The 26,290-nt window shown below is 67.6% G+C and carries 24 protein-coding genes; 13 read left to right on the forward strand and 11 right to left on the reverse strand.

Translation table 11 applies throughout. From position 1 onward, the window contains the following. Positions 1-58: 58 nt before the first annotated feature. Both ACYQR9_RS16150 and ACYQR9_RS16155 read right to left on the reverse strand, forming a co-directional pair. On the reverse strand, positions 59-1,519 hold the full coding sequence (locus ACYQR9_RS16150; RefSeq protein WP_461229820.1) for a DUF2252 domain-containing protein: 1,461 nt from the start codon (positions 1,517-1,519) through the stop codon (positions 59-61). 502 nt (positions 1,520-2,021) lie between these two features. Then, the gene (locus ACYQR9_RS16155; protein ID WP_461223645.1) at positions 2,022-2,225 is read right to left on the reverse strand and encodes a hypothetical protein; all 204 of its coding nucleotides are present in this window, start codon (positions 2,223-2,225) and stop codon (positions 2,022-2,024) included. A gap of 269 nt (positions 2,226-2,494) precedes the next feature. On the opposite strand from ACYQR9_RS16155, the gene ACYQR9_RS16160 reads away from it, so the two are divergent. Then, complete coding sequence (locus ACYQR9_RS16160; protein ID WP_207411307.1) at positions 2,495-3,373, forward strand: DUF4336 domain-containing protein; 879 nt, start codon at positions 2,495-2,497, stop codon at positions 3,371-3,373. Between the two features lie 59 nt (positions 3,374-3,432). Here ACYQR9_RS16160 and ACYQR9_RS16165 read toward each other — a convergent pair whose 3' ends face one another. Then, positions 3,433-4,101 carry a DUF4142 domain-containing protein gene (locus ACYQR9_RS16165; protein WP_207411306.1) on the reverse strand — a complete coding sequence of 223 codons (669 nt, stop codon included), beginning with the start codon at positions 4,099-4,101 and terminating at the stop codon, positions 3,433-3,435. Between the two features lie 254 nt (positions 4,102-4,355). Here ACYQR9_RS16165 and ACYQR9_RS16170 point away from each other — a divergent pair, with 254 nt between their 5' ends. Then, positions 4,356-4,547, forward strand: a complete 192-nt coding sequence (locus tag ACYQR9_RS16170; protein WP_244477943.1) for an Rmf/CrpP family protein — start codon at positions 4,356-4,358, stop codon at positions 4,545-4,547. Positions 4,548-4,701: 154 nt separating this feature from the next. On the opposite strand, the gene ACYQR9_RS16175 is transcribed toward ACYQR9_RS16170, so the two are convergent. Continuing rightward, the gene (locus ACYQR9_RS16175; RefSeq protein ID WP_056434164.1) at positions 4,702-5,085 is read right to left on the reverse strand and encodes a hypothetical protein; all 384 of its coding nucleotides are present in this window, start codon (positions 5,083-5,085) and stop codon (positions 4,702-4,704) included. A 307-nt stretch (positions 5,086-5,392) separates the two neighbouring features. Here ACYQR9_RS16175 and ACYQR9_RS16180 point away from each other — a divergent pair, with 307 nt between their 5' ends. Further along, positions 5,393-6,265, forward strand: a complete 873-nt coding sequence (locus ACYQR9_RS16180; RefSeq protein WP_461227311.1) for a type 1 glutamine amidotransferase — start codon at positions 5,393-5,395, stop codon at positions 6,263-6,265. Between the two features lie 46 nt (positions 6,266-6,311). On the opposite strand, the gene ACYQR9_RS16185 is transcribed toward ACYQR9_RS16180, so the two are convergent. Continuing rightward, positions 6,312-7,853: a M10 family metallopeptidase C-terminal domain-containing protein gene (locus tag ACYQR9_RS16185; RefSeq protein WP_461227313.1), complete on the reverse strand. Its 1,542-nt coding sequence runs from the start codon at positions 7,851-7,853 to the stop codon at positions 6,312-6,314. A 3-nt stretch (positions 7,854-7,856) separates the two neighbouring features. Then, on the reverse strand, positions 7,857-9,095 hold the full coding sequence (locus tag ACYQR9_RS16190) for a hypothetical protein (protein ID WP_461227315.1): 1,239 nt from the start codon (positions 9,093-9,095) through the stop codon (positions 7,857-7,859). Between the two features lie 677 nt (positions 9,096-9,772). On the opposite strand from ACYQR9_RS16190, the gene ACYQR9_RS16195 reads away from it, so the two are divergent. Further along, positions 9,773-10,459: a L,D-transpeptidase family protein gene (locus tag ACYQR9_RS16195; protein WP_461227317.1), complete on the forward strand. Its 687-nt coding sequence runs from the start codon at positions 9,773-9,775 to the stop codon at positions 10,457-10,459. A gap of 241 nt (positions 10,460-10,700) precedes the next feature. Here ACYQR9_RS16195 and ACYQR9_RS16200 read toward each other — a convergent pair whose 3' ends face one another. The 3 genes from ACYQR9_RS16200 to ACYQR9_RS16210 form a co-directional block, all read right to left on the reverse strand. Continuing rightward, positions 10,701-11,543, reverse strand: a complete 843-nt coding sequence (locus ACYQR9_RS16200; RefSeq protein ID WP_461227319.1) for an EamA family transporter — start codon at positions 11,541-11,543, stop codon at positions 10,701-10,703. A gap of 126 nt (positions 11,544-11,669) precedes the next feature. After that, positions 11,670-12,485, reverse strand: coding sequence for a DeoR/GlpR family DNA-binding transcription regulator (locus ACYQR9_RS16205; RefSeq protein WP_207411302.1), 816 nt, complete (start codon positions 12,483-12,485; stop codon positions 11,670-11,672). Then, positions 12,482-13,357: a LysR substrate-binding domain-containing protein gene (locus ACYQR9_RS16210; protein WP_461227321.1), complete on the reverse strand. Its 876-nt coding sequence runs from the start codon at positions 13,355-13,357 to the stop codon at positions 12,482-12,484. Before ACYQR9_RS16210 ends, ACYQR9_RS16205 begins: the two co-directional genes overlap by 4 nt. A gap of 127 nt (positions 13,358-13,484) precedes the next feature. On the opposite strand from ACYQR9_RS16210, the gene ACYQR9_RS16215 reads away from it, so the two are divergent. The 6 genes from ACYQR9_RS16215 to pbfA all read left to right on the forward strand — a co-directional run bounded on the left by ACYQR9_RS16215 (position 13,485) and on the right by pbfA (position 21,197). After that, positions 13,485-14,591, forward strand: coding sequence for a 2-aminoethylphosphonate--pyruvate transaminase (locus ACYQR9_RS16215; protein ID WP_461227323.1), 1,107 nt, complete (start codon positions 13,485-13,487; stop codon positions 14,589-14,591). Positions 14,592-14,645: 54 nt separating this feature from the next. Beyond that, positions 14,646-15,473: a phosphonoacetaldehyde hydrolase gene (gene phnX / locus ACYQR9_RS16220; RefSeq protein WP_461227325.1), complete on the forward strand. Its 828-nt coding sequence runs from the start codon at positions 14,646-14,648 to the stop codon at positions 15,471-15,473. 345 nt (positions 15,474-15,818) lie between these two features. Further along, on the forward strand, positions 15,819-16,838 hold the full coding sequence (locus ACYQR9_RS16225; protein ID WP_461227327.1) for a putative 2-aminoethylphosphonate ABC transporter substrate-binding protein: 1,020 nt from the start codon (positions 15,819-15,821) through the stop codon (positions 16,836-16,838). A 56-nt stretch (positions 16,839-16,894) separates the two neighbouring features. Beyond that, positions 16,895-17,992 (forward strand): putative 2-aminoethylphosphonate ABC transporter ATP-binding protein, encoded by a 1,098-nt coding sequence (locus tag ACYQR9_RS16230; RefSeq protein ID WP_461227329.1) that lies wholly within the window; start codon positions 16,895-16,897, stop codon positions 17,990-17,992. A gap of 8 nt (positions 17,993-18,000) precedes the next feature. Continuing rightward, a complete protein-coding gene (locus tag ACYQR9_RS16235; RefSeq protein ID WP_461227331.1) occupies positions 18,001-19,824 on the forward strand; it encodes a putative 2-aminoethylphosphonate ABC transporter permease subunit in 1,824 nt (607 codons plus the stop codon). Then, positions 19,821-21,197, forward strand: a complete 1,377-nt coding sequence (gene pbfA / locus ACYQR9_RS16240) for a (R)-1-hydroxy-2-aminoethylphosphonate ammonia-lyase (RefSeq protein ID WP_461227333.1) — start codon at positions 19,821-19,823, stop codon at positions 21,195-21,197. The genes ACYQR9_RS16235 and pbfA overlap by 4 nt, the downstream gene beginning before the upstream one ends. Positions 21,198-21,378: 181 nt before the next feature. Here the strand turns inward: pbfA and ACYQR9_RS16245 are convergent, their stop codons facing one another. Beyond that, positions 21,379-22,419, reverse strand: a complete 1,041-nt coding sequence (locus ACYQR9_RS16245; RefSeq protein WP_056434187.1) for a YihY/virulence factor BrkB family protein — start codon at positions 22,417-22,419, stop codon at positions 21,379-21,381. Between the two features lie 309 nt (positions 22,420-22,728). Here ACYQR9_RS16245 and ACYQR9_RS16250 point away from each other — a divergent pair, with 309 nt between their 5' ends. The 3 genes from ACYQR9_RS16250 (at position 22,729) to ACYQR9_RS16260 (ending at position 25,556) form a co-directional block, all read left to right on the forward strand. Beyond that, positions 22,729-24,021: an alpha/beta hydrolase gene (locus ACYQR9_RS16250; RefSeq protein ID WP_461227335.1), complete on the forward strand. Its 1,293-nt coding sequence runs from the start codon at positions 22,729-22,731 to the stop codon at positions 24,019-24,021. A gap of 319 nt (positions 24,022-24,340) precedes the next feature. Further along, a complete protein-coding gene (locus ACYQR9_RS16255) occupies positions 24,341-24,775 on the forward strand; it encodes a MarR family winged helix-turn-helix transcriptional regulator (protein ID WP_461227337.1) in 435 nt (144 codons plus the stop codon). A gap of 34 nt (positions 24,776-24,809) precedes the next feature. Next, the gene (locus tag ACYQR9_RS16260) at positions 24,810-25,556 is read left to right on the forward strand and encodes an NADPH-dependent F420 reductase (RefSeq protein WP_461227339.1); all 747 of its coding nucleotides are present in this window, start codon (positions 24,810-24,812) and stop codon (positions 25,554-25,556) included. 416 nt (positions 25,557-25,972) lie between these two features. On the opposite strand, the gene ACYQR9_RS16265 is transcribed toward ACYQR9_RS16260, so the two are convergent. Next, a complete protein-coding gene (locus ACYQR9_RS16265) occupies positions 25,973-26,206 on the reverse strand; it encodes a hypothetical protein (RefSeq protein WP_461227341.1) in 234 nt (77 codons plus the stop codon). Positions 26,207-26,290: the final 84 nt, after the last annotated feature.

The raw sequence follows: 26,290 nt of genomic DNA on the forward strand, positions 1-26,290 counted from the left end.
GGCGACCATGGCGAGATAGGGCAATGGGCCGAGGCGCCCATCCCTCCCGCCTCCCCGATCAGAGGCAGGAATCCGGCGCGGCCTCGAGCCTGCCATCAGAAATCGCGGACAGGAACGCCCGGTAATCCGCCTCGTTCTGATCTCCGTAGGCGTGCGCCCAGTCCGCGAAGGCCTCGCGCAGATCCGCGCGCCCGTCATGACCGCAATAGCCGGCGATGGCGGCCGCATCACCCGTACGGGCATGCGCCCGAGCGAGGAGGGCGCCGTAGGCGTGGGAGAAGTACAGCAAAGGCTGCCCCGCCATCCTGGCGATGGGAATCTCCCCCTTCATGTTCTTCATCTGGCGGACATAGAACGGCCGGTCGTCGATCGACGTCCAACCGAGCAGGGGGTCTCCCACCGCCTGCAGGAGCTTCTGCCCGTAGATGACGCGCTCGCCCTCGTGGCTCGCATAGGGTTCGGGCATGCCGGTCAGATAGGGCGCATGGGCCGGGCGAACGGCCTCCTTGACCTGAAGGAAGAGCGCGTCCTGATCGGAATTGCCGCAGAGCAGGGCGACATAGGCGCGGGTTCCGACACTCCCGACCCCGACCACCCGATGGGCCACATCGACCACGTGATAGCGGTTGAGCATGAAGCGGCGCTCGCGCGGCAAGGTCTCGGCATAACGTTCGAGGCCCGAGGTCACGTTCTGGCGCGTCTCCTCGTCGACGCGCATGAGGATCGGCGGCTCCTCGCTGAAGCGCCAGCTGCCATCTGTGCGTCGCTCGCCGACCCGGTCGAGCAAGCTCTTGTTGTTCTTGCGGCGCGCCTTCTCGACGGCCTTGCGCACCACCGTCTGGGATTGCGCGTCGATCTCGATACCGGAAAATTCGAGCTGGTCGGCCCGCGCCGCCCGCTGCCACACATCGAGGGAACCACGGGGCGCCAGATCGTCCATGGTGTGCTGATACCCGGCAACGGCCGCGAGCACGGCCGCCCGCCGCTCCACGGCCCGTACGCCATCGTCGCGCGCCGCCACCTCGATGCTGGCGCAGAGCCGTTTCAGGTCCCATTCCCAGGGCCCGATCGTCACCTCGTCGAAATCGTTGAGATCGAACACCACTTCACCCTGCGGTGTCCCGAACAATCCGAAATTCGAGATGTGGGCGTCGCCGTTCATCACGACGTCGATCGTCCCGTGGGGTCCTTGCGCCAGGTCCCAGGCCATCACATGCGCCGCGCCGCGCAGGAAGGCGAACGGGGAGCTCGCCATGCGGGCGACCCTGAGCGGGACCAGATGGGTCTGCCTGCCATCATGAGCGCCCTCGATCAGCGAGACCGGATCGGGACGGTCGGAGCCGATGTCGAGAGAGGCATGGACCGCGTGAGGCACTTTCCCCCGCAAGGTCTTGCCGGCGGCCCGGCGCTTCTCCCAGGGCTCTACCCCGGTGCGGAGATCGATATGGGGGAAGTCCGCCAACGGTTCCAGGACAGCGTCCGGCCCAGTCTCGACGGCATCGTTCGGCTCGGCGTGTATGACGTCGGAAACATCCGTCGATCGATCCAAGTCGCGATCCTTCTCAAAGCGATGGATTAGAACGGGGGTGGATCGCGGGCAACACGATGCCGGCAGCTTTTGCATTCATTCGACATCTCACGAAACACATCATCGCGAACAGTCTCGAACAGAGTCGCGAGGAGAAGACATCAGCGATGGGAAAGACCGAGGCGGGCGGATGGGCCGCCCGTCACTCCACCTCGCTCACGGCCCGGTTCGACCGTGCGGCGGCGCATGCTTTCCCGCCCGTGGATGACATGATGTCGGACAGAAGAGACGTAGCGTTGGAAGCTCAGCGAAGAGTTCCCGGCTCCTGTCAAAGCCAACGGCCACGAAGGCCGGGCCAAAGTGCGCGTACATCCGGCGTCACCCTGTCCCGGCATCGTGGCCGTCTCCGATGAAGCGACGAGGTCGCGATCGGTATGTCCCCTAGATGGGGGCAATATAGTTAATAATCAATGATCACCGTGCCGGATCGCGGTTACTCCGCGGCCTCGACCTTTGCGTCGTCCTCGTCGAGGATGGTTTCCAGATCGCCGGTCAGCGCGTCCAGCTGCTCGGCGGTCGCCACGATCTTGAACTTGGTCCCGTCCTCGGCTTCCACTGCGATCTCGACGTGGTCGCCAACCTTCGCCGCGAGGGCCTGTTTCAGGGTGTAGGTCGTGGCCTTGTCATTCGCTGCCATGAGGGTCTCCTTGTTCGGCAGCGGCCAACGCATCAATGCGCGGAAAAGCCCCGGCGCCCGCCGGGTTTCGGGGGCTTTTCGTGTGCGACTTAGTGGCCCGCTTCCCCGGCCACCGGCTATAGCCGGTGCTCCCAACGCTACAGAAGGCATATCGTGCCGCAGGTTCTAAGACAGAGCCTTTGAGCGTTGAGTAACGCCCAAGATGGGACCCTCGCGCCCGGTTCCTACGTTTCACCCTCTGATGGACAGCGAACCCGGAGATCCATGGCGTGGCGTACGAAACCGGCTATCCACCTCTGAATACCCTGAAACAGGTTGCCGATGGCGTCTGGATCGTGGACGCGGCCCCCATCCATGCGGGCGGGATACCGTTGCCGATCCGCATGACGGTTCTACGGTTGGCGGGTGGCGAACTGCTCCTGCACTCGCCCATCCCGTACAATCCAGGCCTACAGCGCGGCTTGGAGGAACTCGGCCGCATCGGTCATCTCGTGGCCCCGAGCGTCGGCCATTGGATGTTCCTCCGGGATTGGCAGGCGGCCTGTCCGAACGCGATCACCTGGGCGGTCCCGGGACTCGAGGATCGTGGCCAGGTTCGCCGCTCCGGTGTCCGGATCGACGCCGAGCTCGGGAACAGACCGCCCCGCCTCTGGGCCGACGAGATCGACCAGGTGCTGGTCGCCGGCCCCGTGTTCAAAGAGGTCTGCCTCTTTCACCGACCGAGCGGCACGCTTCTCCTCACCGACCTCATCATTAACCTGCGGGCGGATGATCTGTCCGCCGTGCCGCGGTCCCTGGCCCGCATGCTCGGGATCGTCTCCCCCGACGGAAAGGCGCCGCTCTATCTCAGGCTTCTTCTGCGCGCGAACCGTAGCGAGGTCGCGCGAGCGGCCGAACGTCTGGTGGGATTCGAGCCGGAGAGAGTGATCTTCACGCACGGCGAATGGTTCGACCGTGACGCGGCCGCGAAACTGCGCCGCTCGCTCTCATGGCTTCTGGGACCCGACAGCGGCGGCGGGCGACTTCTGTCCCGGCCGAGCGGCCCATCTTCCGTCGCTCCATGGCCCCGGGCCGTCCTCGCCGGCGCGGCCCTTGTCGGCGTCGCCGCGCTCGTTGCGTGGGTCAGACGAGGGCGCCGCCGTTCCTGAAACGGAGAGGGCCCGGCGGAACCCCGCCGAGCCCTTCACGCGCCGCAACGCCGGGACGGTCAGCCGCGTTGGCCGCCCATCATCGCCTGCATCTTGGTCAGCTGGGAAATGTGGAGCCGGATGAGCGGGATGGCGCCCTGGGCAATGCGGCGGAGCTGGGGATCTTCGCCGCTCTCGGCGTAGGAGCCATGAATGGCATAGGCTTCCTGGTGGCCTTGCAGCGAGGCGCTCACGAAGGCCGCATCATATTGCGGGCCCGGCTGGGTCGCGGCAAGCTGCGAGAGGAGCTGAGCCTTCTGCTCGTCCGTGGTCATGCCGCCGGGCGGAGGGGCCCCCAGCGCACCGCCGGCGACACCAACAGCGGCGCCGGCCACCCCACCCGCGACAGCCAGAGGCGCCGCGACGAGTCCCCCGATGAGACCTCCTGGGCCGGGAGGGCCGCCTGCCGCCGCGGAGGCCAACCCCTCCGAATAGGGAGCCAATTTGCGGGACAGGTTTACCTGCTCGACCACTTCCGCGCGGGAGAACTTCTTCACCCGAGGGTTGGTCGTCTTGTCGAACGCATCACGCGCCGTGTTCTCGAGAAACAGGCCGCCCTTGGTCGCCATGTTGAGGTAGACCGGCGTTGGCATGCCACCACCGGGAACAGGCTGGGCCGCCGCGGTGCGGGTGACGGCAAGGGAAGCGGTGGCCGTGAGCATGCCAAGTACGAAGGCGCGACGATGCATTGCAGTGCTCCGAGTGCTTGAGGACGCACCTCGCCGATGTAGCTTAGCTTTAGGTGCTCAGCCAAAAACCATGCTGATCAAGCAATGTTCCAAGAATAAATGGCGACATCGCGTCAATTATAGAAGGTTTATAGCAAATATCAATCATCGCACGACATTTGGGGTCCCGGATCAAATAGCCTGATACAGCGATTGTTGCGCTCAAGCTTTCCGCCGCAGCCCTTCATCGGGCTTCGCCCTCTTGGACCGGGCTCATGGCGCCCTACCTTGCGGCAATGACACAGCCTCCAGACGACAACCTCGACCACCGCGCCCTCGGCTACTACGCCCCCGGCAAGGGATTGAGGCGCGAGGATTGCCCCTATGCCGAGGGCACCGAGGCGCATGCGGAATGGATCGCCGGATATGATGCGGCGGTCAGGGAAGGCGAGGGCGGCAAAGCTTGAAGTGGGAAGGCTTGAAGTGGGAAGGCCTGAAGCGGCAAGGTCTCGGCAAGTCAGCCTCGATATTGTCAGCCTCAGCGAGGCCCCGCCTGAGCGTGACGAGGGGCCTCACAGGCCCCTCGCACTGTCCCACGGGCTTACACCCTGTCGGCCACTGTCAATCGTAAGGCTCGAAATCGGGCCCAGGGTGCCGAAACCCGACCGGACGAGGACCATAAGGGCGATGGTCGTAGACGCGCTCCCGGTCCACGATGACCTCCCGAACCACCGGACGCGGCCGATAGACGGCCGGCCTTTCCTCGATCACCTCGCGGACGACGCGGCGCGGCGCATAGACCGGCGGTCGCTCGATGATCTCCTCACGCACGAACCGTTGCGGGCGAACGACCTGGCGCTCGACAACCGTGCGCCGAGTGACCACGGTCGCGGGCTCATCGTAGCCGCCATAGCCGTAATCGCCGGCCTGTGCAGTCACCGAACCGACGCTCAAGCAAGCTCCCAGGGTCAGCGCAGAGAGTGCGCCCAAGGCGAGCAGTCTCATCGTCTTCTCCTTCAGTCACGAGACACGCCGCCCGAAGACGGCTTGCCCTGAAAACTCTCGGACCTTCGTTTTGGATGTGTCGGACCCGGAGAAAATCTTAAACGAAGCCGACTCTCCGGCTCGGCGGAACATCCGGGACTGGACTTCGGAACCGTAGCCATGATGCGCCGATCCTCCCACGCGTCATGAGCGCGACGCTGGTGGCGCGGACCGTCGAGCCCCCTGCGGCAGGTTCGCCGAGGCTGGAACGCGGATCGCCGCCACCGGTTCGGGTACCGGAGAATAACTCTCCGGAGCACGCGTTTCCTTGAAGGTCACCACAGCCGGGTTGCGCTTCCTGATCGCCGAAAGCGAGCCTCCCGAAGCGCGCGACGAACGCCGGAAAAGCGTCGGGCGGTCATCCGGAGAAACCTATCTCGATCTCCTGGCTCGAATGGCACCCGGCGCGACCTGTCACCGGGTCACGCCGGCCGACGCGGACAGCGCCCTGCCGCCGGGTGAAACGCCGGACGGCTACGATGCCGTCTTCTTCAGCGGCTCGCCGCTCGCCCTCTACGAGGAGACACCGGAAGTTCGGCGCGCGGTCGCCTTCATGCAGGCCACTTTCGCATCCGGCACCCCCGCCTTCGGCTCCTGCGCCGGGCTGCAACTCGCCACCGTCGCAGCCGGCGGAACCGTGCGACGCAACCTTCACGGCCCGGAGGCTGGCTTTGCCCGCCGCATCACCGTCACCGAGAGTGGCCGTGCCCATCCCATGTTGGCCGGCCGACCCGCCGCCTATGACGCTCCGAGCATTCATACCGACGAGGTGGAGACCCTGCCGGCGGGCGCGTCCCTCCTGGCGAGCAACCGGGGTACCACGGTCCAGGCCGCCGAGATCCGCCATGACGGGGGTGTCTTCTGGGGCGTGCAGTACCACCCCGAAATCGGCCTCGACGAGGTTGCGGGCGCCCTGCGCCGCCAGGCCGACGATCTCGTGGAGAGCGGGCTCGCCCTGTCCCCCGCCGAGGTCGAGGCGCAGGCCGCCCTGGTCGAGAACCTCCATCGCGAGCCGGACCGGCGCGACCTCGCCTGGCGGCTGGGACTCGACGATCAGGTCACCGACCCCGAGCGGCGCCAGACGGAAATCCAGAACTTCATCGACGCCTTGCTGAGGCATGGACGGTCACTGGCGCCCTGATCGCGCGTGACAGAACCCCATCCGGCAGAGCTGGCGCGGCTCGGTCTCACACCACGAAGAGGTCGCGGTAGCCGAGATCGACCCCGTCGTTCAGGATGGCGAACCGGATGGCCTGTCCCGTACCGCTGCCATCCGCGTCATAGAACAGGTTTCCGGTGTCGTGATCGTAGAGGATGCGATCGTCGGCATCGGTCCTGGCCACGCTCACATCCTTGAACGCGTCGGCGGCGAGGCGACCGGGGGCCAGCGCCGTGAAGATGGCGTCGTCGAGCCGGATGCGATCCTCGCCCACGGTAAAATCGGTAAGGCGATCGATATTGTTGGCCCCGAGTGTGGTCGAGAACGCGAAGACGTCGCGTCCGGCGAGCCCCCTCATGATATCGGAACCCAATCCCCCGTCGAGGGTGTTGGCGCCCTCGTTGCCGCGCAACAGGGTGTCGAACTCGTTCCCGACGAGGTGCAGACGCGACGTTCCGGTGGCGATCGCCAGTTTCAGTATCTCGATCTCCTGGCCGGCGGCCAGGGCATAGCTCGTCGACGCCACGACCGTATCGCGGCCCTCGTCGCCCGTCTCGAAGACACGGTCGGCGAGGCGGTCGACGATGTAGGTGTCGTTGCCGGCAGCACCGTAAAGGCTGTCCGTACCGCCCTTGCCGTTCAGGACGTTGTCGCCGGCATTGCCGCGCAGCACCTGGTTGATCTCGTTGCCCACGAGCTTGAAGGCGTCCGTGGCGGTGGCGTCCCTGGCGGCCAGAAACTCGACGGACTGGCCGGTGCCGAGGGCGTAGCCGACATCCGTGAGAACCCGGTCGTAGCCCTGATGCGCGAGTTCGTAGACGCGATCGGCTTTGCTATCGACGATGTAGGTGTCGCCGCCCTTCAGGCCGTAGAGGAAGTCGGACCGGTCGCCGCCGTCGAGGAGGTTTGCGATATCGTTTCCGACGATGGTGTCGCGCCCGCTTCCACCGATGGCGGTCTCGATCACCGTGCCCTGAGCGATGGCGATGTTGTTCGTCAGGCCGGCGACGCTGCTGAAGGCCCCCGCGCGGAGATCGACGAAGGCGGCCTTCGCGAAACCCGACAGGTCCAGGATATTGTGGCGGCCTTCGTTGAAGAGGGTCAGAACCGGCTGCGTGTTGAGGCTGAAATCGTAGATCTTCTCCAGGGGACCGGTGATCGAGCTGTTGAAGCCGTAGGTCTGCCCGCCCGAGAACGGCGTGCCGGCCGGCGAGGCGGCGCCATAGAGCTGCTGGATCGCCAGGATGTCGAGTTGCATCAGCGATTGGCTGGATTTGCGGGTTTCGCCATCGGCATGGCCCCAATCCGTGCCGGCGACCGGATCGCTCGCGCGGTACTTGGCGTCATGCGCCTTGGTCCAGTCGATATAGGACATGACCGACCATTCGCGGTCGTCATAGGCACTGAATTGCTGGGTCGCCGGATCGACCTTGCCGTTGTAGCGGCCATCATGTCCGAGACCCAGCACATGGCCGATCTCGTGCACGATGGTCCCGAACCCGTATCCGGCGGCCTTGTGGAGGGAGCCCGACAGGTCGAACCCATGCTTGCTCGTATCGATCGAGACCACGACCTAACTCTGAGGCGTGCCCAGGGTGCTTCCGCTGCCGCGTGAACTCGTGTTGCTCGTGTCGGCCCGGCCATCGTTCCCGCGATGGATCAGGACGTCGGCGGCCGTGCTCAACGAAGCCGCCACGAAACGGACATCCGCCACGCCCGACCAGGTCGCGAAGGCCCGCAGGACGGTGGCCTGCTCGTTCGCGGAGAACGACGAGTCCGGATCGAAGGCATAGGTGATCGTCGCTCCGGTTCCGGCGGTGGGCGCCCCCCATTTATGCGCCGTCCTACCCTCCCAGCCGGCGAAGCTCGCCTCCGTCAGCGTTCCGTCGGGCGAGAGCCCGTTGATGAACGAAACCTCCTCGGCCATCGTCGGAGAGACCGGCGCGCCGTTGGTCTTGAACCCGATGAGACCTTTATCCGCATCGTAGGCGTAGGTGTGGTCGCGGAAGAAATGGGCTCCCGTATTCATGAACGAGGCCGAGCCATGGGTGGCGCGGCTCTCCCAGACGTTCGAGGGCGTATCCCCTCTCTCGTCGCCGAGGACGAAGCCGTAACTGGTCGCCGCACCGTTCGAGCCGGGAACGGTCACGGTGAATGCGCTGCCATCCGGCATCAAATGGCCCGGCTTCGTGATGCCGGGGTAATGGACGAAGGCTTCCGGCGTGCCGGTGTCGAAGAGCAGGTCCATTCCGCTATGGACCGTGCCGTCGATGACGACGGAGCCGGTCGGCCAGAGCCAATCCTGCGGGCTGCCCGGCAACGGCGCCGAAAGGGCCTCGTCGAGCTTCTGCACGGTCCAGCCCGCCCCCTCGTCGGCGCCGGACCAGCCGAGATGCATGCCCTCGCGATCGATCATGTAGCTATGGGCCATCTCCCCGCTCTTCATCTCGGCGAGGTTCAGGACGGCATTGTTCGCGGAGGTGAGCGTGGTCCCCTTCACATCCGTGGCGAAGCCGGTGTTGAACCCGACGCCGAGCATATACGTCGTGGTGCCGTCGCCGCGGACGAGGGCCGTCACCGTGGTCGCCGGCACGCTGCCATCCGGCAGAGTCGCGTCGGGGAAGGCGAGGATCAGCGGAACCCAGTGCCCGGTTTCGACGATGCCGTCGCTGCTGTATTTCAGGCTACCCTCTCGATATTGCGGATACTGCGTCCAGTCGATCGGCCCGACCGCAGCCTCGACGAGCTCTTGCGGAAGGACGGTCGCCCAGGATCCGGTATCCACCTGGAAGATGCCGGTGGCGGGCGACACGTCGACCCCCGCCCGTGGTTCGCCTCGGGGGTCGCACCGGGGGTCGCACCGGGGGTCGAATGTGCCGCGGGCAGGGTCTGGCTCAGCGACGCGGGAACGGGCTTCCCGTCGGCCCCGGCGATGCCGACCACGGAGACATGCGCGTACATGCCGCTCTGCAGGCCGGCAGAGTCCAGGGGGCTGTAGGCCAGCTTCCCGACCGAGGTGTAGAGAGGGATGACGACCTGAGAATTCTGAACGCCCGTCGCCATTGTATCGACCCATCACCCGCACGTCTGGCGGACTGAGCCGTTCCCGATCTCGAGATCGATCGGGAGCATGGCGACAGCCCCTGCAACATCGCTCCATGTCATCGATGAATTCTGTAAAGAAACCCGTACGGCCAGCTTTGGCGAAGACCGGTGCGACACCTCGCTGGCGCCGACCCGATATCGGGCGTCGCTGAGCCTGATCCATCGAGGCCTCCTGGCGCGACGGCGCGGCACCGGTCGTTCGCATCGCAAGTCATCGTCCTCACCGAAGACGCTCAAAGGCCGTTGTCGTCCCCCCATCCCCGGCAACGAGAGAGTTTCGCCATACTCTCGACGCAAAAGCCGAGCTTGCCAGTCTCAGCTGGCCATTGAGGCGCGACCGGAGCACTCGTTCTTTGGTCCGCAGGGCAGGGAAGGTCCGGGATCATGATCATGGACGGTGGGATTATCGATCCGCTCGGGCGTGGAACGCGGCCTCTCACCCGCCGGTCTTTCCTGGCCGGCTCGGCCGCTGGATTGAGTGCCTTGGGGCTCGCCGGCTGCGCGACATCCGACGGCCTGATCCTCGCCGAGGCGGCGAAGATCTACGGGCCGATGCCGGACGAGAAATTCCCGATCCCGGCCGCCGATATCAGCAAGGTCGACCCGAAATATTATCGCCGGACGGTTCGCTACGACACCAAGGAAGCTCCCGGCACGATCGTCGTCGATCCCGGCAATTTCTACGTCTACCGCATCGAGGGCGACGGCTCCGCCACCCGCTACGGCGCGAATGTCGGCCGCGATGGCTTCCTCTGGAGCGGCGACGCCTATGTCGGCCGCAAGTCCGAATGGGCGACCTGGACACCGCCGAAGGAGATGATCCGGCGTCAGCCGGAGGCCGCCAAATATGCCCGCGGCATGCCGGGCGGCCTGGACAATCCGCTCGGCGCCCGCACCCTTCATCTCTACCAGAACGGCGCCTATACGCTCTATACGATCTATGCCAGCAGCGAGCCCGACACGATCGGCACGGGCATCACGAGCGGCTGTGTCGGTCTGCTCAGCCAGGACATGATCCACCTCTATTCGCGGACACCGGTCAAAACCAAGGTGGTCATCCTGCCGGCGTAAGCAAACGCGCAGGAACACGCCCGGAGCGGTACTTTCGCGTCATCGTCGCGGGGACCGGCTTTGCTTCATGAGTGGATATTCGCAGCCTGCACGCAATCAAGTGCTCGTCGTCAGAGACGGTCGCCCGGCCCGGCGGCTCTGACGATCCATTCCCTCGCATCGGGAGCTCCGCTTTGCCGCGCTTCGCGTATCCCTCGCGGCATGGTGCTCGATCGTCGGAGCGCGCCGCGGGATCGAGCCTCTAGGCCAGGCGCATGGCCACGACCCCCGCCACGATGATGACCACCGCCGCCGTTCGCGACAGGAGAAGCGGCTCCTTCAGCACGATGACGGAGATCAGCATCGCGAACAGGACGCTGGTCTCGCGCGTCGCCGCGACCAGGGGAATGGGCGCGACCGTCATCGCCCAGATCGCGATCCAGTAGGAGCCGAGGGCCAGGGCTCCGCCCCCGAGTCCTGGCAACATGAGGCCCCGCACGGAGCGCAGCACGTCGCGGCCCCGCGTCCAGAACACGAAAACCGGCAGCGGGATCGCGTCGATCACGAAAAGTGCGGCGGCATAGGCGTGGGGGTCGCCCGCCGCCCGCGCGCCGAGCCCGTCCACCAGCGTGTAGCCGGAGATCAGGGCGCCGGTGAGAAGCGCGTGCACCAGGGCCGCCCGGCTCAGCCGCTGGCCGCCGGCCTTGGCGAACGCCATCAGGGCGACCCCGGCGCAGAGGATGCCGATCCCGAGGGCGGCGAGGGGGGCCAGCGTCTCCTGCAGCAGCAGGAGCGAGGCGCAGGCCGTCAGCAGCGGGGCGCTGCCGCGCGCGATCGGGTAGACCTGCCCCATATCCCCGTGCCGGTAGGCCTCGGCCAGGGCGATGTAATAGCCGAGATGCAGCAGGATCGAACCCGCCAGCCAGGGCCAGGAGGCGGCTTGGGGCCATCCGAACCAGAGCGAGGCCGGAAGCGCGAACAGCCCGGCCGAGGCCGAGATCAGCGCCATGGTGAGAATCGGCTCGAGGCGCAGCTTCGCCACCGCGTTCCAGCCCGCATGCATGAAGGCGGCGGCAAGCACTGCGCAGAAGACGGGTAGGCTCATGCCGGTGGCCATCATGAGATCTCGCGTCCTGTGAGGGCAGCGCCACGCCGACGAGCGGCCGAAAACGTCGTCCGTTCCTAATGCAGACCCGCTGCAAAAGAAATCAAAAAGCCACAAAAAACCACATCAGGGCGCGACGATCAGGTCGAGGCCGCGTCGGGTCAGGGCGTCCCGGAGAAGGGGCGGGGGCTCGACATCGACGATGAGACCGGTCCCCGCCGGGATCGGCGCGAGGCGGATCGGGGTCAGGCGACCGAACTTGGTGCTGTCGGCCACCACGTAGCCCTGCTCCGCCGCCGCCAGCATGTGGGTGCGCAACTCGGTGGGGAGCGGCGCGAAGTCGGTGATCTCGCCGCTTGGTGAAATGCCGCCGGCACCCACGAAGGCGAGGTCGGCGCGAAAGCGCGCCAGGGCGGTGAGCGCCTCGGTGCCGAAAGCCGCCTCGTCCGCGCCCTCGATCTCGCCCCCGAGGAAGTGGACCCGCACGCCGGCGACGCGGCAGAGCAGGAGCCCCACCGGCAGGCTGTTGGTGCAGATCGTCAGCCCCTTGGGCATGGGGCGGGAAAAGAGCGGGTCGCGGCCGGCCAGCGCGTTCGCCACCGCCAGGGTGGTGGCGCCGGAATCGAGCACCACCACCATGCCGTCCTCGACGAGCCCCGCCGCGACCCGTCCGATCGCGGCCTTGCCCGCCGGATTGTCGCGTTCGCGGATGGCCAGGACGGGTTCGTCCGCGCGCCGGGTCGCGCCTCCGTGCACGATGGCGAGCCGGCCCCGCTCGGCCAGGGCCTTCAGGTCGCGCCGGATCGTCTCGCGGGAGACGCCGAAACGGTCCGCCATCGCCTCGACGCTGACGCTGCCGTCCTGGCCGAGCCTTGCCAGAATCGCGTCGTGGCGGGAGGCGGCCAGCGCCCGGTTCTCCGGTGCGGAGGGCTTCCGGCTCATCGCGTCGCCTCCGCCGCATCGACCGCCAGTTCGAACACGACACGGATCAGGCGCAGGTTCCGGCGTCGCGCCAGACAGGCGATCGCGTGTCGATTGACGAGGTCCGGCCCGTCGATCGGGATCGCGGCGATCCGGGCGTCCTCCCCGCATTCCAGGGACGAGACGATGCCGATGCCGATTCCGGCGGCGGCGGCCTCGATCACCGCCTCGCGGCTGTCGAGTTCCATCAGCACGGCGGGCGCGATGCCAATGCGCCGGCAGGCACGATCGAAGGTTCGGCGGGTCACGGAGGTGGGCTCGCGCAGCACCATGGCGGCGCCGTCGAGTTCGGCCAGATCCAGCGCCGCGCGACCCGCCAGGGGATGGTCGCGCGGGACCACGGCGCAGATGCGCGAGACCGCGATCTCCGCGAGGTGGAGGTCCGGATGCGCCTCGGCCTCGGTGAGCACGGCGACGCTCGCCCGCTCCGACAGCAGGGCCTCGCGGGTATCGGCGGCGTTGCCGAGGATCAGCCCGACGACGATGCCGGGGTGGCGGGCCCGCAGGCGGGCGAGCAGCGGCATCACGATATGGGGCGAATCCACCGCGATCTCGACCCGCCCCGAAACCAGCGTCCGGTTGGCCTCCAGGAGATCCTCCGCCTGCTCCACGAGGCCGAAGAGCGGGCCGGTGAGTTCGGACAGCGCCCGGCCCTGCGGAGTCAGTTCCGCCGCCCGCGCCGTGCGCCGGAACAGAACGAGGTCGTAGCGCTCCTCCAGCGCCTTGATGTGCCCGGTCACCGCCGGCTGGCTGATGCAGAGGCGCTGGGCCGCGCGTGTGAAGCTGCCCTCCCGCGCGACGGCGTCGAAGGCGCGCAGCTGGAACAGGTTCATGGCGACCTATCGGCGAAACTGATGGCGGGCATCACAAGAAACGATTTGATCTGATGGCTTGCCCGAACGCAAGATTTACCTGTCCCGAAGCGCTCCCGGCGCTCACGGCAGATCGGGCAGGATCACCATGACAGCCGCTCCCATTCTCCTGACTCCCGGCCCGCTGACGACGTCGGAGCGCACCCGCGCGGCGATGATGACCGATTGGGGCTCCTGGGACGGCAGCTTCAACGCCCTGACGGCCAGCGTCTGCGAGCGCCTCGTCGCCCTCGCCAACGGCACCGGCAGCCATGTCTGCGTGCCACTCCAGGGCAGCGGCACCTTCGCGGTCGAGGCGGCGATCGGCACCCTGGTGCCGCGCACCGGCAAGGTCCTGGTCCTCGTCAATGGCGCCTACGGCAAGCGCCTCGCCAAGATCTGCGAAGCTCTGGGCCGCGATCATAGCGTCTACGAGACCGCCGACGACGTGCCCACGACGCCCGAGGCCGTCGACAGCCTGCTCGCGGCCGATCCCACGATCAGCCATGTCGGGCTGATCCATTGCGAGACCAGCACCGGCATCCTCAACCCCCTGCCGGAGATCGCCGCAATGGTCGCCCGCCACGGGCGCGGCCTCATCGTCGATGCGATGAGCTCCTTCGGGGCGCTCCCCATCGACGCGGCCACGGTTCCGTTCGAGGCGCTGATCGCCGCCTCGGGCAAGTGCCTCGAAGGCGTGCCCGGCATGGGCTTCGTGATCGCGCGGGCGGATGCCCTGGCGCGGGCCGAGGGCAACTCGGCCTCATTGGCCCTGAACCTCAGCGACCAGTACGATTACATGCAGCGCACCGGGCAGTGGCGCTTCACCCCGCCGACCCACGTGGTCGCGGCGCTCCACGAGGCGCTGCTGCAATACGACGAGGAGGGCGGCCTGCCGGCCCGCCACGCCAAGTACGCGCGCAATTGCGAGGTGCTGATCCGCGGCATGGAGCGCCTCGGCCTCAAATCCTTCCTGGCGCCCGAGATCCAGGCGCCGATCATCGTGACCTTCCACGCCCCGCGCGACCCGAAGTACCGCTTCGCCGATTTCTACGCCGCCGTCCGCGCACGGGGCTTCATCCTCTATCCGGGCAAGCTCACGCAGCTGGAGACGTTTCGCGTGGGCTGCATCGGCCACGTCGAATCCACCGACATGGAGCGCGCGGTCGAGGCCGTCGCGGCGGTGTTCACCGACCTGAGCATCACGACCGTCTGACCGCCCGTTCCTCGGCCTCCCGCGCGTTCCGCGGGTCACCCGGAAAGTCCCGCCATGTCCTACACCCCCCCGAGAAAACTCCAGGCCGCGATCCTCGACTGGGCCGGCACCGTCGTCGATTTCGGCTCCTTCGCGCCCACCCAGATCTTCGTCGAGGCCTTCGCGGAATTCGGCGTCGCCGTGAGCCTGCCCGAGGCGCGAGGGCCCATGGGCATGGGCAAGTGGGACCACATCCGCACGCTCCTGAACCAGCCCGAGATCGCGGCGCGCTATGCGGCCGCCCACGGGCATCCGGCCACCGACTCCGATGTCACCGCGATCTACGAGCGCTTCATGCCGTTGCAGATCGAGAAGATCGCCGAGCACTCGGCGGTGATCCCCGGCGCCCTCGACGCCATCGCCGACCTCAGGGCAGGGGGGCTCAAGATCGGCTCCTGCTCGGGTTACCCGGCGCGCGTCATGGAGCGCGTGGTCGCACTCGCCGCCACCAACGGCTACGTCGCCGACCATGTGGTGGCCACGGACGAGGTTCCGAACGGGCGCCCCTTTCCGGCCCAGGCGCTGGCGAACGTCATCGCGCTCGGCATCGACGACGTCGCCGCCTGCGTGAAGGTCGACGACACGGTGCCGGGCATCCTCGAAGGCCGCAAAGCCGGCATGTGGACGGTGGCGCTCACCTGCTCGGGCAACGCGCTGGGGCTGACCTACGACGCGTTCCGGGCGCTGTCCGCCGATCGCCTCGCCGCCGAGCGGACGCGGATCGCCACCCTGTTCGCGGAATCCAAGCCCCACTTCCTCATCGACACGATCGCCGACCTGCCGGGTGTCGTCGCCGATATCAACGGATTGCTGGCGGCCGGACGCATGCCACAGGCCTGCTAGAGCGGCACCCGACCACGTTGGGTCGGATGCAGCTCTAGACCTCTGTTTTGCCGCGCTCCTTTTCGCCGAACCGGCATCCGCTTCGGCGGAGAACACTCTAAGGGACACCGCGTCACGGCTGGAGACCGTTTCACGGGAGCAATCGAAAGGTTTCAACATCGACCCGCGGCCAAGCGCCGGGGGTCGATTTCGGCTGTCCGCAATCAACGTAAGTAATTCTGCGCCATGATCTTGTAATAGGCAGCATATGCAAAAAGCCTGGACTTGATTGCACGGGGTTTTGTCTTCTTCCTGTCATGCATCAGGATTTAAACGTCGGAACGACAAGACTCCGGAGCATTATCGATGAAGATCCTCGGCCTCCTCGCTCTGACCCTCGCCCTGACGTCGCCGACCCTGGCCATGGCCGCCGAGCGCACAAAGCTCACGATCTACACGGCCCTCGAGAACGATCAGCTCGTTCCCTTCAAAGCCGGGATCGAGCGGGCGGTGCCGGAGGTCGAGGTGGTCTGGGTGCGCGATTCGACGGGCGTCATCACCGCACGGTTCCTGGCAGAGAAGGATAATCCCCGCGCCGACATGGTGATGGGGCTGGCTGCCTCCAGCCTGCTGCTGTTCGAGAAGCAGGGCCTGCTCGCCACCTACGAGCCGAAGGGCGCCCACGCGCTGAAGCCCGCCTTCCGCGATTCCATCGGCCCCTACAGCTGGACCGGAACCGACGCCTCCATCGGCGTGGTCTGTTTCAATACGGCGGAAGCCGAGAAGGACGGGGTGAAGACCCCCGTGCGCTGGGCCGATCTCCTGGTGCCCGCACTCAAGGGCAAGGTGGTGATGCCGCATCCCGCCTCCTCGGGCACCGGTTACCTGCTGGTGGCCGGCTGGCTCCAGGGCATGGGCGAGGAGGCCGGCTGGGCCTACATGGACAAGCTCCACGAGAACATCGCCGCCTACCTGCATTCCGGCTCGGCTCCCTGCGTCCAGGCGGCGCGCGGCGAGCGCACCGCCGGCCTGTCGCTGGACATGCGCGGCGCCTCGGAGAAGACGAAGGGCGCACCGCTGGCCGTCGTCGTCCCCGCCGACGGCACGGGCTGGGACGAAGAGGCCTACGCCATCGTCGGCACCACCAAGCACCTGGATCTGGCCCGCAAGGTCGCCGACTGGGGCACCACCAAGGCCGCCAACGAACTCTACGCCAAGAGCTACGCGGTGGTGGCCTATCCGGGCGTCGCCAACGTGCCGGCGAACTACCCCGCCAATGCCGAGGCCGCGATGATCAAGAACGATCTCGGCTGGATGGCCGACAACCGCGAGCGGGTGCTCGCCGAATGGTCGCGCCGCTACGAGGCGAAGGCTGCCAAGAAGTAGCCGCGACGACGCAAAGCGAGCCTGAACGACCACACGAAAGAGTAGGGGGCACCGCCATGACGCTTCGCGATGCGACGCCGTTCCTCAGGGTTTCGGGATTGTCGAAGCGTTACGGGGCCTTCACCGCCCTCGACGGAATCGACCTGGAAATCGGCCGGGGCGAGTTCGTCTGCTTCCTCGGTCCCTCCGGCTGCGGCAAGACCACCCTGCTGCGCCTGATCGCCGGGCTCGACCGTCAGGATTCGGGACGTATCGTGATCGGCGGCGTCGACGTCTCGACGGCGCCCCCGGCGGCGCGCGACTTCGGCATCGTGTTCCAATCCTACGCGCTATTTCCGAACCTGACGGTGGCGGCCAACGTCGCCTACGGCCTCGTCAACGGGCGAATGCCGAAGGCGCAGGTCACCGCGCGGGTCGCCGAACTCCTGGCCCTGGTCGGGCTGCCCGAGCAGGGGCCTAAATATCCGGTCCAGCTTTCGGGGGGCCAGCAGCAGCGGGTGGCCCTCGCCCGGGCGCTGGCGACCTCGCCCTCCCTGCTCCTCCTCGACGAACCGCTCTCGGCCCTCGACGCCAAGGTCCGTACCCGGCTGCGCGACGAGATCCGCCAGCTTCAGAAGCGCCTCGGGATCACCACCATCATGGTCACGCACGACCAGGAGGAGGCGCTCGCCATGGCCGACCGGGTCGTGGTGATGAATCGCGGCGCGATCGAGCAGGTCGGCACCCCGGCGGAGATCTACCGGAACCCGGCTAGCGCCTTCGTGGCCGACTTCATCGGCGCCATGACGTTCCTGGACGCCCGGGTGGGATCGGCCCGGCAAATCCGGGTCGGTGCCGTCGATCTCGTCTGCGAGGACGGGCGCGGCTTCGTCCCCGGCAGTCCCGTGCGCCTCGGCTTCCGCCCGGAGGAGATCCGGGTCGGCAACGTGCATCCCACCGACGTCAACGCCTTCCAGGTGCGGGTGCGCAGCCTCGAATTCCTCGGAGCCTTCACCCGCGCCCGCCTGGAACCGAGCCTCGACCTGGGCGGCTCCCTGGTCGCCGACGTCTCGGCCAATCTCCACGGCGACCTCGCCCTGACGGAAGGCCAGTACCTCTACGTCTCCCTGCCGCCGGCGGCCCTGCGGGCCTTCCCCGTGGCCGCCCGCCCGTGAGCCGCGCCATGGCCGAGTCCGTCCTGGGGACATCTCCCCTCGTTGTCTCCCTGCCGGAGGCGGCCCTGTCCCTGCCGGAGGCGGCCCTGTCCCTGCCGGAGGCGGCCCTGTCCCTGCCGGAGGCGGTCCTGTCCCTGCCGGAGGCCTTGCCCGCCAAGCGCCGCACCGTGCCCGAAGCCGCCATCGGCACCGCCCTGATCGCGGTGCTGTGCCTGTTCCTTCTGCTCATCATCGCGCTGCCGCTGGGCACGCTGCTGATCAAGAGCCTGGAGGCGCCGGATGGCGGGATGGCGGGCCTGTCCAACTTCCGCACCTACTTCGCGACGCCGACCCTGGTCGATGCGCTGCTCAACAGCCTCACCGTGGCCGGCATCGTCGTGGCACTCGTGGTGCCCCTGGCCTTCGGCTACGCCTACGCGCTCACCCGCACGGCGATGCCGTTCAAGGCCCTATTCCTGGCCCTGGCCCTGCTGCCGCTGTTCGCGCCCTCGCTGCTCTCGGGGATCGCGCTCACCTACATCCTCGGCAACCAGGGCTTCCTACGCGGGCTCCTGTTCGGCCACAGCGTCTACGGGCCGATCGGCATCACCCTCGCCGAATGCCTCTACGCCTTCCCGCACGCCCTCATCATCCTCGTCACCGCCCTCGGCCTCTCGGACGGACGCCTCTACGAGGCCGCCTCCGCCATGGGCACGAGCAGCCTGCGCACCTTCGTGACCGTGACGCTGCCGGGCGCCCGCTACGGCCTCGTCAGCGCGGCCTTCGTGGTCTTCACCCTCGTGGTCACGGATTTCGGCATCCCGAAGGTGATCGGCGGCCAGTACCCGGTGCTCGCCACCGACGCCTACCGCCAGGTAGTCGGCCAGCAGAACTTCCCCATGGGCGCCGTGGTCGGCCTCCTGATGCTGGTGCCGGCGGTGCTGGCCTTCATCGTCGACCGGCTCATCCAGCGACGGCAATCGTCCCTGCTCTCGGCCCGCTCCGTACCCTACGAGCCGAAGCCCCATCCGGTCCGCGACCGCCTCGTCCTGGTCTACGCCATGCTCGTGGCCGGCGTGATCGTGGGCACCTACGGGGTCGCGGTCTGGGCCTCGTTCATCCGCTACTGGCCCTACAACCTCGGCCTGACCCTGGACCATTACGACTTCGCGGCGGCCGATTCCGATGGCTGGTCGCCCTACTGGAACTCGCTCGCCATGGCGCTCTCGGTCGCGGCCATCGGCACGATGACGATCCTCTGCGGGGCCTACCTCATCGAGAAGCTGAAGCTGTTTCCCGCCGGTCGGGCCTTCGCGCAGTTGCTGGCGATGCTGCCGCTCGCGGTGCCGGGCCTCGTGCTCGGCCTCGGCTACGTGTTCTTCTTCAACGCGCCCTGGAACCCACTGAACGTCCTCTACGGGACCCTGGCGCTCCTCGTGATCAACACGCTGGCGCATTACTACACGGTCGCCCACGTCACGGCGACGACGGCCCTGAAGCAGATCGACCCGGAATTCGAGGCGGTGTCGGCCTCCCTGAAGGTACCGTTCTGGCAGACCTTCCGCCGGGTCAGCCTGCCGATCTGCCTGCCGACCGTGCTCGAACTGTTCGTCTACCTGTTCGTCAACGCCATGACGACGGTCTCGGCGGTGATCTTCCTCTACGGGCCGAGCACCAAGCTCGCCGCCATCGCCATCGTCCACATGGACGAGGCCGGCACCACGGCCGCCGCCGCCGCGATGGCGAGCGTGATCATGGCGACCGCCCTCGGCGCCCGCCTCGCTCTGGCGCTGGTCAACCGCTTCGTGATCGCCCGCGCCCAGGGCTGGCGCCGCCGCGAGGCGACCGCATGAGCCGGGACGCACGGATCGCCGAATCCGAGGGCGACACCAACCGCACCGACCGGCGCGTCGCCTGGCAGGCGCGGAGCCTCGACACGGCGACGCGCGGGCTGCTCGCCCGGGATTCGAACGCCTTCCTGCACCAGTCGGTCTCGACGCCCTGCCTCAACGCGATCGTGCGGGCGGAGGGCATCCGGATCGAGGACGCGGCCGGGCGCCGCTACATGGATTTCCACGGCAACAACGTCCACCATATCGGCTACGGCCATCCGCGCCTCAAGCGCGCCATCGCCGAGCAGATGGACGCGCTGCCCTTCGCGCCCAGGCGCTACGCCTGCGAGCCTGCCGTGGCTCTCGCCGAGAAGCTCGCGGCGATCACACCGGGCAACCTCGCGAAGGTGCTGTTCACCACCGGCGGCTCGGACGCGGTCGAGGTGGCGGTGAAGGTCGCCCGCACGGCCACCGGCCGGCACAAGACTTTGTCGTTCTGGGATGCCTTCCACGGCGCCGGCACCGGCTCGGCGGCGATGTCGGGCGAGATGCTGTTCCGCTCCGGCCCCGCCGGGCCCCTGGTGGCCGGTGCCCTGCACGTCGCCCCCTTCGGCGGCTATCGCTGCCCCTACGGCACCGACAGCGCCGAGGCGAGCGGCCGGGCCTGCGCCCGGATGATCGACTACGTCCTCACCCGCGACCCCGACGTGGCGGCCCTCGTCGCCGAGCCGACGCGGGCGGTACCCTACATCCCGCCGCCGGGCTTCTGGGCGGAGGTCCGGCGCATCTGCGACCGGCACGGCGTATTGCTGATCTTCGACGAGATCCCCACCGGCCTGGGCAAGACCGGGCGGATGTTCTCCTGTGAGCATGACGGCGTCGCCCCCGACATCCTGGTGATCGGCAAGGGGCTCGGCGGCGGCATCCTGCCCATCGCGGCGGTGATCGCCGACCCGAGCCTCGATGTCGGCGGCGCCTGGGCGTTCGGCCACTATACCCACGAGAAGAACCCGGTGACGACGCGGGCCGCCCTGGAGACGATCCGGATCATCGAGGACGAGGATCTCGTCGCCAACGCCGCGCGGGTCGGGGCGCTGGCCATTGCCCGCCTCGGCGCCATGATGGACCGTTGCCCGTCCATCGGCGACGTGCGCGGCCGGGGCTGCCTCATCGGCATCGAACTCGTGCGCGACCGCGCCAGCCGCGAACCCGATGCCGACCTCGCCGAGGCGGTGCTCTACCGGGCGCTCGATGCCGGCCTGTCGTTCAAGACCACCATGGGCAACGTCCTGACCCTGACGCCGCCGCTGACCGTCACGCCGGAGCAGATGACGGACGCCCTCGACATCGTCGAGACAGCCATCGAGGAAGCGACACGAGAGCGCCGGAGATAACCGGCCCCCTCCTGCTCCGCGACGGTTCTTGCGGTTCGCATTCAAGTCCCGGGAGCACAACCATGCATTCGGCGCTCCTCAGGCCACATTCGCGTTCACCGGATTGGGAACTCAGGTCTATCGGCCTTTCAGAGTTGGATGAAACCGGGCTTTCCGGGCGATGGCGCGATGGAGGGGTCCATCAGCGCCCCGGTCCGACGTTGTCGGCGGCGAAGGCGTCCCGGCCGCCGAGGGGTTTCGGCCGCCCCTCCGTGCTGTCGCGGGCGGTCTGGCGTTCCATCTCCGAGTTGATCTCGGCGCCGAGCAGGACGACCACGATCGACAGCCACATCCACGACATCAAGCCGATGCCGGCGCCGAGCGACCCGTAGATGCGGTTGTAGCTGTCGAAGCTGGCGACGTACCAGGAGAACACCCCGGAGGTGCAGACCCAGAGAAACGCCGCCAGCGCACTGCCCCAGGTCACCCAGCGCCATTTCGCCCGGCGCCGGCTCGGGCCGTAGCGATAGATCAGCGACAGGCTCAGACTCACCACGACCAGGATGACCGGCCACCGCGCCACGGACAGGAGCGTGTCGGCCAATCCCCCGAACCCGACCCGCTCCAGGATCGCGGGAAGGAGGACGACGACGCTGATCGTCAGGAGGAGAAACGCGGCCCCGCCGAGTGTGAACAGGAAGGTCGTGGCATAGAACCGGACCAGGGTCCGGTCCTCCCGCTCCCGGTAGATGACGTTGAGGGCATCGAAGAGGGCGCTGACGCCGGAATTCGCGCTCCACAGGGCGATGAGCAGGCTGATCGTCGAGGTGAGACCGAGCGACCCCGTGCTGCGTTCGGCGATTCGCACCAGCTGCTCGGCCAGGAGATCGAGGGCCGCGGTGGGGAGGATGTAGGTCAGGAGCCCGACATGCTGGCTGATCACGGCGGGATCGGAAAACACCCCGTAGATCGAGACCACGGCGACGAGACCGGGAAACACGGCGAGCAGGGCGAAGAAGGCGACGCCGCCGGCGGTGGTCAGCACGCGATCCTGCGGCAGGGCCCACAGGACGCGCCACAGGATGTCCTTCCATCCCGCCCCCGGAATGTCGGAGGGACGGCTCGCATCGCGGCCCCGGTCCGGCTCCCGCGCCCGCTGCCGGGCCGTCTCGAGGGCGGCGGAATCCTGCGACCGCGTGCCGACCGAGCGCCAGTCGTCTCCCTCGTCAACGTCCTGGACCATGGCTGCATCTCTGTGAGGGCCGGGTCGCGTCATCGGGCTGCAAGCCTCGGAACCGGCAAGCCTCGGAACCGGCGAAACCGGGAACCCGACGATGGGCGCCATTTCACCTTATGGCATCCGCCGGGACGGCGCATCGGCGTCAGAAAAGCACGGCGCATCGGCGTTGGAAAAGCCCGGCGCATGAGGCGATCGCAATCCGAGCCGAGCCTGGGTCCCGCCTCAATCCTGCGATAGCCCGTACCGACCTTGACAGCCCGTTAACCGGCCGGTCGTCCAGGTTGCATGGGACGGCAGTTTTCGGGGGCACGAGTGTTCGGACGAATTGAACGGGATGGGCGTGCGGCGCTCGTCCTGACGGCACTACTCGCCCTGCCGGCCTGCGCCGGCCGCCCGTCCGGCGTGCTCCTGCCCATCGCCGATGCGGGGGCGGTGCCCGGGACCTCGCGTGTCGACATGCTCGTTGCGACGACCCGCAAATCCGCGGCGGACAAGGGCGTTCTGTTCTCCGGCGAGCGGGGCGAGGCCGTGACCTATACCGACCTCGCGGTCTCCATCCCGCCGGACGCCACGCGACAGCCCGGCTCGGTTCAATGGCCGAAATCCGTTCCGGGCAATCCGGCCACCGACTTCGTGGCGCTACGCGCCGACCCGGTCGAGCGGTCGAAGGTCGCCAGCTGGACAGGTCGGTCGGTCCGGCGCGGGGCCAAGCGCCACGCTCTCGTCTTCGTGCACGGCTTCAACAACAAGTTCGAGGACGCCGTCTTTCGGTTCGCGCAGATCGTGCATGATTCTGGCGCCGAGGTCGCGCCCGTCCTGTTCACATGGCCGTCGCGCGGCAGTGTGCTCGCCTATGGGTACGACCGGGAGAGTACCAACTTCTCCCGCAACGCCCTGGAGACGCTGTTGCGCGACCTCGCGCGGGACCCGAATGTCGGTGAGATCACCGTCCTGGCCCACTCGATGGGCAACTGGCTCGCCCTGGAAAGCCTCCGTCAGATGGCCATCCGCGACAAGCGCGTGGCCCCCAAGATCCGGAACGTGATCCTGGCGGCACCCGACGTCGATATGGACCTCGCCCGCGCTGCGTTCCACGACATGGGCAAGGACCGCCCACGCCTGACGCTGATGGTGTCCGGGGACGACCAGGCTCTCGCCGTCTCCCGCTTGGTCTGGGGAGACAGCGTACGGTTGGGGGCCATCGACCCTGCTGCCGAGCCCTATCGTTCCGAGCTGGAACGGGAGAACGTCGCAGTCCTGAATCTGTCGACAGTGAAGTCGGACGATGCGCTCAACCACGGCAAGTTCGCATCCGGCGAAGTCGTCGCCCTGCTGGGTAGACGGCTTGCCGACGGCCAGCCGATCTCGGACGGGCAGATCGGCATCGGCGACCGGCTGGTGAGTACGGCCGCGGGTGCCGCATCGACGGTGGCGACGGGGGCGGCGTTGGCGGTCGCGGCCCCGGTCGCGCTCGTCGACCCGCAGACCCGTGAAACATATGGCGAGCACCTCTCGAACATGGGCTCGGGCCTCCGCGACACCGTGGGCTCCACGGTCGACCTCGCCGGTGCTCCGGTTCGCGCGCTGGGTGGAAGCGGGCGTTAGCGGGTCGCTCGGACGGAGGCGGAGACGTCCGGTCTCACGGCGGGGCAGGGGCAGGGTGGGCGTCGGAGAATGCCGGCGTCCCGGCGCTACGACCCGATGAGATTCCGTTAGCTTCGTCAAGGCGCTGCTTCGTCGTCAGGATCGGCTTGGCTGCGTCCATGGCTTCGGGATGCCGTACCGATCTCCTCCACCGCTCTCGCGACCCGTTCCGGCCACTCGTCGGCACGCCTGCTCCGCTGGAATGTCGGCATCGCGGGGGTTGACGAGGCGCTGTCTTCGGCCAGTTATATAGCACACTACATGATAGCAAGCTTCACAAATGGCCGACGATCGACAAAGCACCGCCGCGGAATTCTCCTTCGCGCTCAACGCGGCCGCCAACCGCATGGTGCGGCTGCACAAGCCGTTCCTGGAGCCGCTGGGTCTGACGTTCTCGCAGTACCTCGTCGCCCTCGAATTGATGAACCGCTCGCCGCAATCCGTAGGCGAGTTGTGTGCCCGCCTCGACATGGAGACCGGCACACTGACGCCGTTGCTCAAGCGGCTGGAAGCCGCTGGCGTGGTCACGCGGACGCGTGACGCGTCCGACGAACGCCGGGTTCTGATCGATCTCACCCCGCATGGCCGGGCCATGGAAGACGCGCTTCGCGGCATTCCCGACAAGATCCGGACGGCGTGCCAGCTGACCCCGGACGGCCTCGAATCGCTACGGCGGACGCTGGACGCTCTCGCGCGCCCGACCACCGCCCCCTGAAGGGGCCATCCATCCAACTGCAAAGGAACCAGGCATGAACATCGGCGTCATCGGCACCGGCAATATCGGCGGCACGCTCGCCCGCAAGCTCAGCGCGGCAGGGCACGAGGTCCGCGTCGCGAATTCCAAGGGCCCCGACGGCGTCCACGCCTTCGCCCAGGAAATCCGCGCGACTCCGGTCGATATCCGTGGCGCCGTCGAGGGCGCGGACCTCGTGATCCTGTCGATCCCGTTCCCCGCCGTGGCGACGCTGCCGAAGGACCTGTTCGACGGCTTGCCCGCGGCCACTCCGATCGTCGACACGGGCAATTACTATCCCGGCCTGCGCGATCCGCAGATCGCCGAACTCGACGCCGGGAAGACGGAGAGCGTCTGGGTGTCGGAACAGGTCGGCCGCCCCATCATCAAGGCGTTCAACAACATCCTCGCCCATTCCCTCGCCGAACTCGGTCGTCCGGCCGGAGCGCCCGACCGGATCGCCGTCGCCGTGGCCGGCGATGACGATGCCGCGAAGCGGACCGTCATGGGCATCGTGGACCAGATCGGCTTCGACCCGGTGGATGCCGGAATGCTGGCGGAATCCTGGCGTCAGCAGCCCGCCAACCCGAGTTATTGCTGCGACTACGACGCGGAGACGATGCACGAGGCCCTGCTCGCCGCGGTGAAGGGAGAGGCGCCGAAGACCTTGAACCGAGTCTACGGCCTCATGGGAAAGCTCGGTCCCAACCCCAGCCATGCCGAGATCATCGCCATGAACCGCTCGGTGCATTCCGACCACTGAGAACGGCCAAAGCGAACCTTGGGAGTACGCGACTTAAAAACCTGCTCCTGCACCGAGGTGACCCTGGCAGACCTGCCCGAAGCACTGGCGGCCGCCGATCTGGCACGCTCGCGCAGGCGGCGGGACCTGATGTTCGCAGTCTACCAGGAGCGGTTCGAATTCGGGACCAATCCGGGTCGGGACTTCATCGTGCGGCTCTCGCAGATCCTGAACGCGGCTCAGAGCCCGCATTCCTGTCCGCCTCTCGTGACGGACAGGCCTCGGGATGGGCGTTCCAGGTGGCTCACGCCGAAGCCCCGTGGCTTCGAGGCCGTACGCGCCCGGCGCGTCGAGAGGCGAGGGGGCGCGCGCAGCCGGATGACGGATACACCGCGCCCGCTGGCTCCGGGCCGGTCGCATGCCGAACGGCGCCGATCTCATAGAAGAAGCTCGATGCGGTCGGCCGACATCACCACCGCATCCGGACGATGGCCGGTGATGTCGGTCGCGTAGTGCAGCGCATCGTGCCGTGTGCGGAACAGACCGCCGCCGAGGCCGTGGACTTCCATGGCGACCCAGTTCCCCTGCGGGTCCTGGCCAACGATGAAGCGTCTGGAGGGAGGCTCGGCCGCTTTCGAGGCGAGGGCGGCGACCGGAATGGTGACAGGCATGGAACGGCCGGGGTTCGCGCGATCCATCGGTGGACCGCCCCCAAAAGCTGTATCCGGGCGCATAAAGGTTCGAGCGGGAGACGG

The sequence above is a fragment of the Methylobacterium sp. CM6241 genome (assembly GCF_054817845.1).